12 protein-coding genes are annotated in these 14108 nt (G+C 72.5%); 7 read left to right on the plus strand and 5 right to left on the minus strand.

Annotation, left to right across the window (positions count from 1 at the left end; genetic code table 11):
- Together ACIRF9_RS11560 and ACIRF9_RS11565 are read right to left on the minus strand one after the other, a co-directional pair.
- Nucleotides 1-1830 (minus strand): cation-translocating P-type ATPase (locus ACIRF9_RS11560; protein WP_403819356.1); only part of this gene is annotated, 1830 nt, incomplete at its 3' end.
- Nucleotides 1781-2134 (minus strand): ArsR/SmtB family transcription factor, encoded by a 354-nt coding sequence (locus ACIRF9_RS11565; RefSeq protein ID WP_403819358.1) that lies wholly within the window; start codon nt 2132-2134, stop codon nt 1781-1783. The genes ACIRF9_RS11560 and ACIRF9_RS11565, both read right to left, overlap by 50 nt.
- Before the next feature lie 194 nt (nt 2135-2328).
- On the opposite strand from ACIRF9_RS11565, the gene ACIRF9_RS11570 reads away from it, so the two are divergent.
- The 6 genes from ACIRF9_RS11570 (at nt 2329) to ACIRF9_RS11595 (ending at nt 8681) form a co-directional block, all read left to right on the plus strand.
- A complete protein-coding gene (locus ACIRF9_RS11570; protein ID WP_403819360.1) occupies nt 2329-3129 on the plus strand; it encodes an SAM-dependent methyltransferase in 801 nt (266 codons plus the stop codon).
- A 328-nt stretch (nt 3130-3457) separates the two neighbouring features.
- Nucleotides 3458-4480 (plus strand): substrate-binding domain-containing protein, encoded by a 1023-nt coding sequence (locus ACIRF9_RS11575; protein WP_403819361.1) that lies wholly within the window; start codon nt 3458-3460, stop codon nt 4478-4480.
- Between the two features lie 69 nt (nt 4481-4549).
- Nucleotides 4550-7291, plus strand: a complete 2742-nt coding sequence (locus ACIRF9_RS11580; protein ID WP_403819363.1) for a nitrate- and nitrite sensing domain-containing protein — start codon at nt 4550-4552, stop codon at nt 7289-7291.
- 11 nt (nt 7292-7302) lie between these two features.
- Nucleotides 7303-7737, plus strand: a complete 435-nt coding sequence (locus ACIRF9_RS11585) for a roadblock/LC7 domain-containing protein (RefSeq protein ID WP_055638744.1) — start codon at nt 7303-7305, stop codon at nt 7735-7737.
- A 1-nt stretch (nt 7738) separates the two neighbouring features.
- Nucleotides 7739-8095 (plus strand): DUF742 domain-containing protein, encoded by a 357-nt coding sequence (locus tag ACIRF9_RS11590; RefSeq protein ID WP_403819365.1) that lies wholly within the window; start codon nt 7739-7741, stop codon nt 8093-8095.
- The gene (locus ACIRF9_RS11595; protein WP_403819367.1) at nt 8082-8681 is read left to right on the plus strand and encodes a GTP-binding protein; all 600 of its coding nucleotides are present in this window, start codon (nt 8082-8084) and stop codon (nt 8679-8681) included. Before ACIRF9_RS11590 ends, ACIRF9_RS11595 begins: the two co-directional genes overlap by 14 nt.
- On the opposite strand, the gene ACIRF9_RS11600 is transcribed toward ACIRF9_RS11595, so the two are convergent.
- Complete coding sequence (locus ACIRF9_RS11600) at nt 8653-9102, minus strand: ankyrin repeat domain-containing protein (RefSeq protein ID WP_403819369.1); 450 nt, start codon at nt 9100-9102, stop codon at nt 8653-8655. The genes ACIRF9_RS11595 and ACIRF9_RS11600 overlap by 29 nt on opposite strands.
- 157 nt (nt 9103-9259) lie before the next feature.
- On the opposite strand from ACIRF9_RS11600, the gene ACIRF9_RS11605 reads away from it, so the two are divergent.
- Nucleotides 9260-10630 (plus strand): glycoside hydrolase family 43 protein, encoded by a 1371-nt coding sequence (locus ACIRF9_RS11605; RefSeq protein WP_403819370.1) that lies wholly within the window; start codon nt 9260-9262, stop codon nt 10628-10630.
- A 22-nt stretch (nt 10631-10652) separates the two neighbouring features.
- Here ACIRF9_RS11605 and ACIRF9_RS11610 read toward each other — a convergent pair whose 3' ends face one another.
- Nucleotides 10653-12830, minus strand: coding sequence for an aromatic amino acid lyase (locus ACIRF9_RS11610; RefSeq protein ID WP_403819371.1), 2178 nt, complete (start codon nt 12828-12830; stop codon nt 10653-10655).
- A gap of 9 nt (nt 12831-12839) precedes the next feature.
- Nucleotides 12840-13799, minus strand: a complete 960-nt coding sequence (locus ACIRF9_RS11615) for an ABC transporter substrate-binding protein (protein WP_403819373.1) — start codon at nt 13797-13799, stop codon at nt 12840-12842.
- Between the last annotated feature and the right edge of the window lie 309 nt (nt 13800-14108).

Raw genomic sequence — 14108 nt, forward strand, 5'->3', positions numbered from 1 at the left:
GCGGTCCAGCTCGGGAGGCACCTCCGGCCACGGGCCTCCGCCCGCGGCCGAGCCGTCGAGGCCGAGGCCCGTGGCCGCGCGGTCCAGTTCCGGGGCTGCCTCCGGGCCGAGGTCCGCGCCCGTGGTCACTCGGTTCGGGGGCAGGCCGAGGGCGTGGCAGATGTGGGTGGCTGTTGCCGGGTGGTCTCCGGTGAGGACTCGTACGGCGACTCCCCGGGCGGCCAGGGCGCGCAGCGCCTCGGCGGCGTCCGGGGCGAGGGCGTCGCGGAAGGCGACCAGGCCGCGGAAGGTGAGGCCGCGTTCGTCGGCCGGCGTGCACGCGCGCGTGCGGGCGGGCACGCCGGCGGTGGCGACCGCCAGCAGCCGCAGCCCGCGGTCCGCCTCGCGCGCGGCGAGCGCGTCCAGCCGTGGCCGCTCCCCGGGTTCCAGCGAGCACCGGTCCAGGACGTCCTCCACGGCGCCCTTGACGACCAGGGTGTGGGTGCCGGGCCGGGGGCCGCGGAGCACGGCGGTGGACAGGCGCCGGACGGGGTCGTGGGGGACGGCGTCCAGCCCGTCGTACAGCTCGGGATCCGTCCCCGCGGCCTCCAGCAGCGCCTCGTCGAGGGCGTCCGGGGCGGGGAGTTCGGCGAGCTGGAGGGTCCACCAGGCGTTGACGGCGGCCCAGTGCAGCGGGGCGGGGTCGTCCTGGCCGTCCGGGCCGAGGGAGCGGTCGACGACCGGGCGGTCCTGGGTGAGGGTGCCGGTCTTGTCGACGCAGAGGACGTCGATCGCGCCCAGGTCGTGCAGGGCGGGCAGCCGTCTGACGATCACGCCGTGGGTGCGGGCGAGCAGGGCGGCGCCCCGGGCCAGACAGGTGGTGACGATCACCGGAAGCATCTCGGGCGTGAGGCCGACGGCCACCGCGACGGCGAAGGGCAGGGTCTCCAGGCCCCGGCCGCGCAGGGCGGCGTTCGCCATGAGCACGAGCGGCGGGGTGATCAGCATGAAACGGATCAGCACCCAGGAGATGCCGTGCACGAACCGGTCGAACGCGCTCGCCTCCCGCCGCACCGGCCCGCCGAGCCCGGCGGCGAACCGGGTCCGCGCCCCGGTGGCGAGCACCACCGCGGTGGCGCTGCCCGAGGCGACGTCGCTGCCCTGGAAGCAGAGGTGGGACTCGGCAAGGGGGCCCGGCGGGTCCCCCGCGGACTTGGCGACCGGCGCCGACTCACCGGTCAGCGCCGCCTGGTGCACGGTCAGCCCACGGGCGCGCAGGAGTCGTACGTCCGCCGGGACGAGGTCGCCGGGGCCGAGCCGGATCACATCGCCCGGCACGAGCTCGGCGACCGGCACCTCGCGGGGGCGGGTCGGCTCCCCGTCGGACGTACGGCGCAGCACGGTGGCCGTGCCCGCGACCAGGTCGCGCAGCCCCGCCAGCGACCGGTCGGCGCGGTGCTCACCGCTCGCGCGCAGCACACAGCTGACCGCGACGAGGGCGAGGATCACGATGGCGGTGCCCCAGGAGGCGACGAGGGCGGAGACGAGACCGAGACAGAGGAGTACGGCGGTGAAGGGGTCGCGCGGTCCGCGCAGCAGCAGCCGGGGCCAGGAGGCGGGACGTGTGCCGGGAAGCGTGTTCTCGCCGGTCCGGGCGAGCCGGGCGGCGGCCTCGGCGTCGGTCAGGCCGCGCGGCCCGCTCTCCAGGCGGCGCAGCACCTGCAGGGCCGTGCCCCCGCCCGCGTCGGCCTCGGCCTCGGCACCGGCCCTGGAGTCGGCGCCCGTCTCGGCCTCGGGCGCCTCAGAGGCCACGGAGGCGGGCGGCGCCCGGACGATCGGTCCCTGCGACACGGCCGACGCGGTCGGTCAGGCGGCCCACGGCGAGCCGTACGACGTCGACGACATCGGGGTCGTCGACGAAGTAGACCTGACGGCGGCCCTCGCGGCGGGAGCGGACGAGGCCGGCCAGCTTCAGCTTGGTCAGGTGCTGGCTGACGGCGGGCAGCGCGCCGCCGACCCGCTCGGCGAGCCCGGTGACATCGCTCTCGCCCTGGGACAGTGCCCACACGATGTGCAGCCGGGCCGGGGAGGCGAGCAGCCCGAAGGTCTCGGCCGCGTGGGTGAGCACGTCGGCGGAGGGGTCCTCGAACGCCACGGTGGTCGACCTCCTCGGACTCCTCGGACCTGCGGAACCGGTTCAGTCTAGAACGCGGGAACTTTGCGGCCGCCCGACCGTTTCCACGTTGCCACAGAGAGCAGGGGGCCGTGCGCGAGGCCTGCCGCGCCCTCGACCTGAAGACGTCTCGGACTCCTGTTCAACTCGCCATCGGCAGTGGGAGGTTGGGGCGCATGAGCGACGAAGACATCGACACCGGGACGGCGCACTCCGCGCGGATCTACGACTACATCATCGGCGGCGAGGACCACTTCCCGGCGGACCGCGAGGCCGGCGACGCGATGGTCCGGGAGTGGCCCGCGCTCCCCGTCCACATGCGGGCCAACCGCGACTTCATGAACCGCGCGGTGGGGCACCTGGCGCGGGAGGCGGGGATACGCCAGTTCCTCGACATCGGAAGCGGCATCCCCACCTCCCCCAACATCCACGAGATCGTCCAGGCCGAGGCTCCCGACGCCCGGGTGGTCTACGTCGACAACGACCCGCTCGTCCTCACCCTCTCCCGCGGCCTGCTGGGCAGTACGGACGAAGGGCGCACGGCCTATCTGGAGGCCGACATGCGTGACCCGGCGGGGATCCTGGCCGCGCCCGAGTTCCGTACCACGCTGGACCTGGGGCGGCCCGTCGCGCTCACCGTGATCGCGATCGTCCACTTCCTGCTCGACGAGCACGACGCCGTGGGCATCGTCCGCCGCCTGCTCGACCCGCTGCCGCCCGGGAGCTACCTCGCGATGTCCATCGGCACCGCGGACTTCGCACCCGACGAAGTGGGCCGGGTGGCCCGGGAGTACGCGGCCCGCGGCATGCCGATGCGGCTGCGCACCCACGCGGAGGCGGCGGAGTTCTTCACGGGTCTCGAACTCGTCGACCCCGGCATCGTCCAGGTGCACCACTGGCGCCCCGACGGCACCGGCACCAAGGTGGTCCGCGACGAGGACATCGCGATGTACGGGGCGGTGGCGCGCAAACCCTGACCGACCCTGACCGCGCTACCCGCCCGGTTCCGGTCCGGTGCTCCCACCCTCCGGGCCGGGCCGGGCCGGCGCGGTGGCCGGAACACACTCCGCAAATTTGACGATCATTCAATCCACCTGCGGCTATGCTCCCTTTCGCCCCTTCCGGTCCCGTCCACATCACAATGCGGCAGCAGCACCTCACCCCTGGTGGTTGTTTACTTGACTACCGGCGGTCACACACGGTTGGCTCCGAGCCAGCGACAGCCTCTCGCCGGTGCACACCCCGTCGCTCCGGCGGCGCTCGCCCCGTCCTCTTGCTCTGCCGCACAGCGAGGTGCAGCCCCCCATGAACAGTCCCCTCCCCGCTCACCCGTCCCGGAGATCCTCCGGATCACCCGGATCCGTACGCCTGACCGTCCTGGCGGCCGCCTGCTGCCTCCTCCTCGCCGGCTGCTCCGGCAGCGGGTCGTCCGGCTCCGACGAGGACGGGGCGGGCGGCTCGGGCGACCGGCTCAAGATCGCGCTGGTCACCCACGGCGCCAAGGGAGACGCCTTCTGGGAGCTGGTGCGCAAGGGCGCCGAGGCGGCGGCCGCCAAGGACGACGTCGATCTCACCTACGCGAGCGACGCCGACGCCGCCGGACAGGCCGAGCTGGTGCGGGACGCGATCCGCGACCGGGTCGACGGCATCGCGGTGACCCTGGCCAAACCACAGGCGATGAAGAGCCCGGTGGCTTCCGCGAAGACGGCCGGCATACCCGTGGTCGGCCTCAACTCCGGTATCGACGCCTGGCAGTCCGTGGGCCTCCTGGAGTACTTCGGCCAGGACGAGAGCGTCGCGGGCCGCGCCGTCGGCGCCAAACTCGACGGCCTCGGCGCGAAGCACGCCCTGTGCGTCATCCACGAGCGCGGCAACATCGCCGTGGAGGCGCGCTGCGCGGGGGTGAAGAAGACGTTCTCCGGCGAGACCGAGATCCTCTACGTCGACGGGACCGACATGGACGCGGTGACCGCCGGGGTGAAGACCCGCCTCCAGCAGGAGCCGGACATCGACGAGGTCATCGCCAACGGCGCGCAGTTCGCGCTCGCCTCGGTGCAGGCGGTGAAGGACGCGGGCAGCAGGGCGAAGGTCGCCACCTTCGACCTCAACAAGGACCTGGTCGGGGCCGTCCGGGACGGCAGTGTGCAGTTCGCGGTGGACCAGCAGCCGTATCTCCAGGGCTACCTGGCCGTGGACGCGCTCTGGCTGTACCGGACGAACGGCAACATCAGCGGAGGCGGTGTGGCCCCCGTCCTGACGGGCCCGGCCTTCGTCACGAAGACCAATGTCGCCGACGTCGCGCGGTTCGCCTCCAACGGAACGCGCTGACCCGGCAGTTCCCGCCGATCCCCGCTCTCTTCCGCCTCCCGCTCCCCTGCTGATCGCCCTAGGACGACTATGTCTCCACGGACAGGTGCCCGGCGCCGCCGTCTCGGCTCCATACGTCTCTCCCTGATCCTCCTGGCCCTGGTGCCCAGCGTCACCCTCGCCGCCATGTGGGGTGTGACCACGATCCAGATGTTCTCGGAGGGGTTGCGGCTGCGCACCCAGACCGAACTGAGCCGGTCGACCGGTGCCATGGGTACCGAGGCGACGCTCGCGCTGCAGCAGGAGCGCAGTCTGTCGGCCGTGTGGCTGGCCTCGAAGCCCGACGGCTCCCGCGCCGCCCTGGATACGGCGCGCAGGAAGACGGACGCGGCGGTCGCCGAGCTGGTGGGCCAGTCCGAGGAGATCCAGCAGGCACCCGCCCGCGTCAAGGACCGGCTGTACTCGGTCGTCGCCTCGGTGAGCAGCCTGGAGTACTACCGGGGCCAGGTGGACGATCCCACCGACATCACCGCCGCCCAGGCGCTGGACCAGTACACCTCGATCATCGACGACCAGATCCACGCCTTCCAGGAGCTGTCCCAGGTCGACGACGGCGACCTCACCTCGCAGGCCGGACCGCTCGTCGCCCTGGAACACGCGGCGGAAATTGTCTCCGAGGAGGACCTGCAGCTCACCCTGGCCGGGCCGCACCGGCGGATGGACCAGAAGACGTGGGCGGAGTTCGCGCAACTGGTCAACACCCGCCGCTGGCTGGTGCAGGACCAGATCATGCCCTCGCTCACCGGCACCGCGAAGGAGCAGACCGAGAAGATCCTGACGAGCTACCAGTGGCAGCTCCTGGAGTCCGTCGAGGACAAGGTGCTCGCGGCCCGCGCGAACATGAACAAGGACGGTTCCGTCGTCCTGCCGGACGTGCAGAAGCAGTGGCGTGCCGCGCTCATCGAGGTCTCCGACGAGTACTCGGCGCTCATCCGGCAGCAGACCACGGCGCTGCTGCAGCGCAGTGCCGAGGACGCGCGCGGGCTGCTGATCAAGGCAGGTTCGCTGAGCGCCGGCGGCCTCGTCGCCCTGCTGCTGTGCATCGTGATGTCCTGGCGGATCACCCGCTCACTGTCCCGCCGGCTGCGCGGGCTGCGGATGGCCACGCTGAGCCTGGCACAGGAACGGCTCCCGGATGTGGTTGCGCGGCTGGACCGGGGAGAGACTGTCGATGTGGACTCGGCGACTCCGCCGCTGGACTACGGCGGCGACGAACTCGGCCAGGTGGCCAAGGCCTTCAACACGGCGCAGCGCACCGCCGTGCACACCGCGGTCGAACTCGCCGACACCCGGCGAGGCTTCCAGAAGGTCATCCTGGGCATCGCCCGGCAGAGCCAGAACCTGGTCAACCTCCAGCTCAGCAAGCTCGACGCGCTGGAGCGCGCCCACCAGGACCCGGAGGTCCTCAAGGGGCTGTACGAACTGGACTCCACGGCGAGCCAGTTGCGCCGCTACGAGGAGAACCTCGTCATCATCAGCGGCGGCCGGCCCGGTCGCAGCTGGTCGGAGCCGGTGGCGCTGATCGACATCCTGCGCAGCGCGGTCGGGGAGGTCGCCGAGTACCAGCGGGTGGAGGTGCACACCGAGGAGGAGGTGTACGTCGCCCCGCCCGCCGTGGCCGACCTGATCCATCTGCTGGCCGAGCTGATCGACAACGCGACCTCTTACTCCCCGGCGCCGAGTCCGGTCGGGGTGCGGGCGGCGATGGTGGCCAGAGGCCTGGCGATCGAGGTGGAGGACCGCGGCCTCGGCCTGTCCGAGGAGGACTACGCCTCCTTCAACGCGCAGCTGGCGGTGCCCCCGCAGTTCGACGTGGTGGCGCTCGCCGACGACCTGCGGCTGGGCATGTTCGTGATCGCCCGGCTGGCCACCCGGCACGGCATCGCCGTGACGCTGCGCTCCTCGCCGTACGGCGGAACCACGGCGATCGTGCTGGTCCCGCACGACGTCGTGGTCCGCGAGGCCCCCGGCGCCGACACCCCGGAGGCACTCCTCGCTTCGCCCGCACGGACCGTGCCCGCGCTGGAGGCCGCGCCGTCCGACACCATACGAAGACTGTCGAAAGCGCTGCGGGAACTGCCCGACGAGGCCCCGGAACCGTCCGGTACGGCGTCGGAGCCCGCCGGCCCGGAGGGCGAGGCGTCCCCTGCCGCGCAGGCCGCGGCCGGACCGGACCCCGAGCACAGCAGGCCCGGCGGCGAGCGGACCGCCCCGCTGCCGAGACGCGACAAGGCCGCCGCGATACGCGACGCGTCCGCTCCGGCGAGCGGGGCGAGGGACGCACTGCGCACCTCGTCGTCCCCGGCCGACGCCGAAGACCCGCCCCGCCCTTCCTTCGCAAACGCCGAACCCGACGGGGCCCGCTCTTCCTCGGCGAACGCCGAACCCGACCCGACCAGACCCGCCCCCTCCCCGGCGGACGCCGAATCCGGAAGGGCCCGTCCGTCGCCCTCGTCGGCCGACGCCCGGCCCCGCCCCGGCGGGCTCACCCCGCTGCCCCGCCGGATCCCGCAGACCAGCCTCGCCGCCGAACTGCGCGAGGAAGCGCCGCCCTGCGAGGAGGACGGCTTCCCCGACGACTTCACCGCGGAGCGCGCGGCCTCTTCCCTCGCCGGTTTCCAGCGCGGCACGCTGCAGGCACGCGACGACGCCGACGCCGACGAACCGCTCTCCGGTCCGGCGGAGACGGCGGACGCCGCGCAGGCCCCCGGCCCGGCGGTCACCTCCGCAGGCGCCCCCCAGACCCCGACCCCGCCCGCCGACCGCTCATGAAGGACACCGCGATGACACACTCCATCCCCGCCACGAACACCCAGCTCGACCAGTTGCTCACCGGACTGGTGGACCGGGTGGCCGATGTGAACCAGGCCGTCGTGCTCTCCGAGGACGGGCTGGTGGTCAGCAAGTCCACCGGGTTCCTGCGGGAGGACGCCGAGCGGCTGGCGGCGACGGCGTCCGGGCTGATGAGCCTCAGCAAGGGCGTCAGCATGGACTTCCGCGGCGGCCCGGTGCGCCAGGCGCTCATCGAGATGGCCAACAGCTACCTGATCCTCACCTCGGCGGGCCCCGGGGCCCATCTCGTGGTGCTGGCCGGCTCGCACGCGGACGTCGGCGTGGTCGCGTACCAGATGAACATGCTGGTGAAAAAGATCGGCGAGCACCTGAGCGCGGCGCCGCGGACCGGTATCGGTCCGGCCGTCCGCGGCAACGGCGGGTGAGGTGAGCCCAGGCGACGAAGCGGGCCGGCTGGTCAGACCGTTCACCCTCACCGGTGGGCGGACCCGGCCCAGCCGCGCCGACTTCACGCTCATCACGACGGTGACGGCGGTGGACCCGCCGCCCGAGCGGGCCGCGCGGCCGCAGCCGGAGCACACCCGGATCCTGCGGCTGAGCGCCCGGCCGGTGGCCGTGGCGGAGCTGGCGGCCCATCTGGACCTGCCCGTGAGCGTGGTCGTCATCATGCTCTGCGATCTGCTGGAGGCGGGCCTGATCACGGCCCGGCCGCCCCGTTCGGTCTCCGGCGCCGGGGATCTGGACCTGCTGCAGAAAGTGAGGGACGGCCTTGGCCGGATCTGAGCCCACCGCCGCGCGGGTCACGGCGCCCGACACGGTGAAGATCCTCATCGCCGGCGGCTTCGGCGTCGGCAAGACCACCATGGTCGGGGCGGTCAGCGAGATCGCGCCGCTGCGCACGGAGGAGCCGCTGACGGTCGCCGGGCTGGAGGTCGACGACCTGAAGGGCATCGAGGAGAAACGGTCCACCACCGTGGCCCTCGACTTCGGCCGGATCACCATCTCGGACGACCTGGTGCTGTATCTCTTCGGCACCCCCGGTCAGCAGCGGTTCTGGTTCATGTGGAACGACCTGGCGGTCGGCGCCCTGGGCGCGGTGGTGCTGGTCGACGTGCGCAGGCCGGAGTCCAGTTTCGCGGCGATCGACTTCTTCGAACGCCGGCACATCCCCTTCGTCGTCGCGGTCAACGGCTTTCACGGGCAGCATCCCTATCCGGCGGAGGAGATCAGGGAGTCGCTGGCGCTGCCGGCGGACGTCCCGGTGCTGCTGTGCGACGCACGGGAGCGGGAGTCGTGCCGGGACGTGCTGATCGCCCTGATCGACCGGCTGATCGCCGATGTCACCCTGGGGTCGAGCCCGGCCCGCTGACCGCCGGGCGGGTGCCCGCGGCGCGCAGCACGGCGGCCGTCTGCGGGTGCGGTCCCGCCTCCGCCCACCGCAGGGGTGTCCAGCCGGTGCCGTGGTCCTCCCGGAGGCCGGGGTCGGCGCCGTGGGCGAGGAGGACGCGGACGGTCTCGGTGTGGCCCCAACAGGCCGCCGCGCACAGGGGAGTTCCTTCCGCTCCGGGGCCCGCGCTCTCGGCGTCGGGCGGGGCGCCGGCCGCGAGCAGACTGCGGGCGATGTCGGCGGAGCCCTGAACACAGGCCGCGTACAGCGGAGTCGTCCCGTCGGCGTCGGCGGCGGCCGGGTCGGCTCCGGCCCGCAGCAGCCGGTCGACCTCCTCGGCCTCGTCACAAGTGGCCGCCCCGACAAGGCGCTGCGTCAGCTTCCTGCGCCGTCTTCTGTTCACGTCCGCCGACACTAGCCGTGCCGGTCCCAGGAGATCGCCGGAGTTTTTCCTGTCGCAGTGATTGACCCGTTCCTCTTGCGCCCCTACTTTCTGATCGGCTCATCGAACTCCGTTCGATATATCGGCCATTGGGCACTCGCACCCCCGTGGAGAGCACATGACCCCCAACCCCTCCCGCCGCCTCTTCCTCGGCGCGGCGGCCTCCGTCCCCGTCGCCCTGACCCTCGGCACCCCGGCGGCCCACGCGGCCGACTCGGCGTATGTGATGGGCTACTTCACCGAGTCGACCAACCTCGGCGACGGCACCGACTACGGCCTGCACCTGGCCGTCAGCACGGACGGGCTGCGCTGGACGCCGCTGAACCAGAACAACCCGGTGGTCACCCCCACCGAGGGCGCGCTGGGGCTGCGGGACCCGTTCATCCTGCGCAAGCAGGACGGCACCTTCGTGGTGCTCGCCACCGACCTCAAGGGCACCGACTGGAGCTACGTCAGCCAGTACGTCCACGTCTGGAACTCCACCGACCTGCGCACCTTCACCGGCTACCACCGGCTGAAGCTGCACGACATGAACACCCACAGCTGGGCGCCGGAGGCGTTCTGGGACGCCGGCCGGGGCCAGTACGCGCTGATCTACTCCGCCGTCAACGACAGCGGCCACAACGTGATCATGGTGAACTACACCACCGACTTCGTCACCGCCTCGGCGCCCCAGGTCTTCTTCGACCCCGGCTACGACGTGATCGACGGCGACATGGCGGTCGGCGTGAACGGCTACAACTACCTGTACTTCAAGAAGAACCAGACGCTGGTGGGCGCCCGGTCCACCACCCTGAACCCGGGGAGCTTCACGGAGTTCTCCACGGGCGTCGCGCACGGCGGCACCGAGGCTCCCACCCTCGTCAAGTCCCTGACGTCCGGCACCTGGTGGCTCTGGGGAGACACCTACACACCGAACGGCGTGTTCTACGCCTGGCAGTCCACCGACCTCGCGGCCGGCACCTGGACCGCGCTGGACCAGAAGACCTACACCCAGCCGGTCAACTCCAAGCACTGCGGCATCGCGACGATCACCACCGCCCAGTACAACAACCTGGTCTCCTACTGGGGCGCCCCCGCCTGGAACCGGCTGAAGTCCTACAACTACCCGGCCCGTTACGTCCGCCACTCCAACTACGTCGGCCGCATCGACGAGTACCCGGTCGAGCCGTACAAGGACTCGCTGTGGACGATCGTGCCCGGCCTCGCGGACAGCTCGGGCGTCTCCTTCCGTTCGGTGAACTACCCGACCCGCTATCTGCGGCACTACAACTACCAGCTCCAACTGGACGTCAACGACGGCACGTCGACGTTCGCGGGGGACGCGACCTTCTACCGTACGGCGGGCCTCGCGGACTCGGGCTGGTCGTCGTTCCGCTCGTACAACAACCCGACCCGCTACATCCGGCACTCGAACTACGTCCTGCGCATCGACCCGATATCGACGTCGACCGACCAGCAGGACGCCACGTTCTACGTGGGCTACTGACCGGTCGCCCGGGCCGTACGGGTCACAACTCGGCGAGCCGCGGCAGCAGTTCGGCCGCCGCCGTGAGGTCTCCGGTCAGGGGGCGGTCGTCCGTGCCGAGGGGCAGGGCGGCCGTCGCCACGGTGAAGGCGGTCACCTGCGGCGGCACCGGCCGCAGGCGCAACGCCCGTACGGCGCTCACGAGTTCGCAGGCGAGTACGGTGACGTAGGCGTCCGTGGCCCGGAGGGCCTGGCGGGCCGCCTGGCCGGCGAAGCTGGCGGCCTCCTCCAGGCCGCGCGAGAGGACGGCGTGCCCGGCGGAGGCCGGCGCGGTGCACGAACGCAGCTCCGCGAGCGCGGAGTTGGCGGTGTACTCCAGGATCATCGTGCCCGAGCTGCTCGCGGGTCCGGCGGCGAGGAAGCCGGGCAGGCCGGTGAGGGCCGGGTCGCCGAGCGCGGCCAGCCGGGCCACGGAGAGCTGGGCGGTCTGCAGCAGGGCGAGGCAGGCCGCGTCCAGGGCGAGGCCGAGGGGCGCGGCGAAGAAGCCGCCGTGGTGGTACGCGGCGGTGCCGTCGGGCGTCACGAGGGGGTTCTCGGAGGGGCAGTTGACCTCCACCTCCACGACCGTGCGCAGCCGTTCGGAGGCGTCCAGGGCGCAGCCGTGCGCCTGCGGGAAGGCCCGGAACCCGAACGGGTCCTGGATGCGCCGGCCGGGGGCCCCGGACGCCCGGTCGTCGATCCCGAGCAGCCGCCGCACCTCCCCGGCGGCCCGCGCCGCGCCGGGATAGGGCCGCAGCGCGTGCACGGGAGCCGCGTAGGCCTCCGCCGACCCGGACACCGCGGCCAGCGACAGCGCGGCGACGGCGTGCGTGGCCCGCAGCAGCACGTCCAGCCCGTGCTGGGCCAGCGCCGCCTGCCCGAGCGCGAGCGCGTTGCTGCTGAGCAGGGCGAGCGCGTCCCCGGCCCGCAGGGTGACGGGCGCGGGCAGGAAGCCGGGCCCTGCCGGGACAGCGGACGCCGGCGGGACACCGGGCTGTGCCGCCACCGTATGCAGGGCCCACGAGGCGGGCACGGCCGGAGGACCGGCGGCGGTGGACTCGGTCAGCGCGGCGGGCGCCGTGGGCACGGCGGACCCGGTCGGCGCGGCAGAGGCGGTGAGCGCGGTGGACGCCGTAGGCACGGCGGACCCGGTCACCCCGGCAGAGGCGGTGAGGGCGGCGGGCGCCGTGGGCGCGGCGGACCCGGTCGGCCCGGCAGAGGCGGTGAGCGCGGCGGGCGCCGTGGGCGCGGCGGAGCCGGTCAGCCCGGCAGAGGCGGTGAGCGCGGTGGACGCCGTGGGCGCGGCGGACCCGGCCGGCGCGGCACCTGATGCGGGTGCAGTGGGCGCGGCAGGTCCGGTCAGCCCGGCAGGCGCAGTGGGCCCGGCAGGCTCGGTGAGCGCCGCCGGGGTGGGCGGTGCTGTCGTGGGCTGTGCTGTCGTGGGTGGTGTGGGGTCCGGGCGGTCGTCGCGCCAGGAGGTGTTCGGCCAGCCGACCATTCCCCCGTCGGTGCCCGCGCTCTTCTCCGGACCGTCGCGGTCGGCGATCCGCCAGGCCCGGCCGGCCGAGTCGAAGAGGTCGCCGCCGTCCGTCGCGCCGTACGCCGGGGCGTCGATCGCCCCTTCCGCGCGGTCGGGCAACTCGCCGCTCACCCAGGGCCGTTCGCCGATCAGGGTGAGGCCCGTCTGGGCCAGGGCGGTGAGGTCGCCGGTGCCGATGCCGCCGTACTCGTTGACCGCCGGGTGGACACCCAGGCGCAGGGCCTCGGTGAGGGCGTCGACGAAGGCGGGCTGGATGCCGGAGCCGCCGGCCAGGAGCTGGTTGGCGCGCACGGCGAGCATCGCCCGGACCTGGCGGGCGGGCAGCAGCGCGCCCGCGCCACCCGCGTGGCTGCGCAGCAACCGCAGGCTGTGCGCGGTCTCGTCGCCCTCGTCGACGGGCACCGAGCGGTGGGCGCCGACGCCGGTGCCGCGGCCGTAGAGCCGCCCGGCGGCGGCGAGGCGCTCGGCGGTCTGCCAGGAACGTACGGCCCGTTCGCGGGCCTCGGGGGCCACGGCGGGCACGGCCTCACCGTCGGCGAGCGCGATCAGCTCGTCGACGGTGAGGGTGGTGCCGGTCAGGACGACCCGGGAGTCCCGCTGCTGCGGGGACACCCGGGCGGGTCCGTCAGTGGTGCGGTCCAACGGGGAAGGTCAGTCCAGGCCCGCCGACTTCAGCCAGGCCTTGGCGACGTCCAGCGGGTCCTTGCTCTCCAGCTGCACCTGGGAGTCCAGGTCCAGCAGGGTCTTGGTGTCGAGCTTGGCGGAGACGGCGTTGAGCGCGGCGACGCCCTCGTCCGAGAGCCCGCTCTTGTAGACCAGGGGCGTCACGTTCGCGAAGCCGAAGAGGTTCTCCGGGTCCTGCAGGACGACGAACCCCTCCTTGGTGATGGTCGGGTCGGTGGTGAAGATGTCCGCGGCCTGCACGGTGTTCTTCTTCAGGGCGGCCTGGGTCAGCGGACCGCCGGCGTCGAGCGCCTTGAAGGACTTGAACTTCAGGCCGTACACCGACTCCAGGCCCACCATGCCCTGCTGCCGGGTCTGGAACTCGGGCGAGCCGCCGAGGACCAGGTCGGGCGCGACGTCCTTGAGGTCGGCGAGGGTGGACTCGGAGGTGAGCTTGTACTTGTCGGCGGTCTCCTTGTTGAGCGTGACGGAGTCCTTGTCCTCGGCGGGGGAGGACTCCAGCAGCGTCAGCTTCGAGTCGAGCTTGGCCTTCACGGCGGCGTTCACGGTCGCGAGGGACTTCTGCTCGGCCTTCGCGTCGAGGTAGGCCAGCAGCGAGCCGTTGTACTCGGGGAGAACGGTGATGGAACCGTTCTTGAGCAGACCGTAGGTGGTCTCGCGGCTGCCGATGTTGGGCTTGTAGGACACCTTGATGCCCTTGGCCTTGAGCGCCTCGCCGTAGATGTCGGCGATCAGGATGCTCTCGGCGAAGTTGTTGGAGCCGACGACGACGGTTCCGCCGTCCGCCTTGTCACCGGCGAGCGGGTCGCTCTTGTCGTCGGAGGAAGAGCATCCCGCCAGCAGGGCCGTCGTCGCGGCGAGCGCGACGGCCGCCGCGCCGGTGTTCCTGAGGGACCTGGTCCTGCTGCTGTGGGCGTTGGAAGTCACGGTTCCGTTCCGAGCTCTGGGGGGCGATGAGGAACTGACGAGAGTGAAGCCTGGCCTGATCCAATCCACCCGCTTCTCGGTCAGTCAAGAGCGGTCCGGTTACCGATTGGCTGCGATTCATGGTCACTTGTGTGTTGTTTGGGAGCGCCGCCTGGCGTTTTCGGGGGCGCTTCGTAATGGATTCTTGACGTAGGGCAACGTGCTCGATCGATCAGAGAAGCGATATCGTCGCCCGAGTCGGCGTCGGCCACGGCGGTGTGCGGGGGCCACCGGAGTGCCGTTTCGTTCACATTCGGCCACACGCGTGCA

The sequence above is a fragment of the Streptomyces sp. NPDC096132 genome, from assembly GCF_044763345.1.
GTDB lineage: Bacteria > Actinomycetota > Actinomycetes > Streptomycetales > Streptomycetaceae > Streptomyces.

What these genes read in the sequence shown, in the direction of transcription:
- ACIRF9_RS11570 (WP_403819360.1), top strand. Translation starts at nt 2,329, where the DNA reads ATGAGCGACGAAGACATCGACACCGGGACGGCGCACTCCGCGCGGATC.
- ACIRF9_RS11575 (WP_403819361.1), top strand. Translation starts at nt 3,458, where the DNA reads ATGAACAGTCCCCTCCCCGCTCACCCGTCCCGGAGATCCTCCGGATCA.
- ACIRF9_RS11580 (WP_403819363.1), top strand. Translation starts at nt 4,550, where the DNA reads ATGTCTCCACGGACAGGTGCCCGGCGCCGCCGTCTCGGCTCCATACGT.
- ACIRF9_RS11585 (WP_055638744.1), top strand. Translation starts at nt 7,303, where the DNA reads ATGACACACTCCATCCCCGCCACGAACACCCAGCTCGACCAGTTGCTC.
- ACIRF9_RS11605 (WP_403819370.1), top strand. Translation starts at nt 9,260, where the DNA reads ATGACCCCCAACCCCTCCCGCCGCCTCTTCCTCGGCGCGGCGGCCTCC.